Below are 431 nucleotides of genomic sequence, written 5' to 3'. Positions count from 1 at the left end.
CTGTTTGAGTGGCACCTTGAATATTTGTCGATGTTGCATCTTCAGATGTTGGAACGACTGGAGTAATCTTCGGTGTATATGTTGTTTCTACTGTTGTTCCATTTGTGTCAGCTGCTTGAACCTTAACTGGAACAACATCACCTGAATAAGATTTATCAGTTGGTGTAAAAGTCACAACACCTGTTTTCTTATCAACTGTGAAAGTACCAACAACCTTGCCTTCTGGTGATTTCGCTTCTACTGATATAGCTGGTTGACCATTCTTGTCAAGAAGAGTAATGGTATCCTTGTCGATTGGTGCGACTGGGTCACCTTCAGTGAAGGTAACTGTTCCAGTTTGAACAAGACCTTGAGGGCCAGTTGATTCTGCTGGTGTAGCAGTTGGAGTCACCGGTATTACTGTTGGGGTGTAAGTTGCAGAAGCTTTGGTT

The 431-nt window shown here is 42.7% G+C and carries 1 protein-coding gene; it reads right to left on the bottom strand.

The features are described 5' to 3' along the window. On the bottom strand, positions 1–431 hold a 431-nt coding region (locus tag HMPREF2619_RS07175), incomplete at both ends, for a hypothetical protein (RefSeq protein WP_261673725.1).

Source organism: Streptococcus sp. HMSC074B11, assembly GCF_001808705.1.
Lineage (GTDB): Bacteria > Bacillota > Bacilli > Lactobacillales > Streptococcaceae > Streptococcus.
Note: the sequence above shows the minus strand (reverse complement) of the source record. Positions and strands in the feature narration are given on the sequence as shown.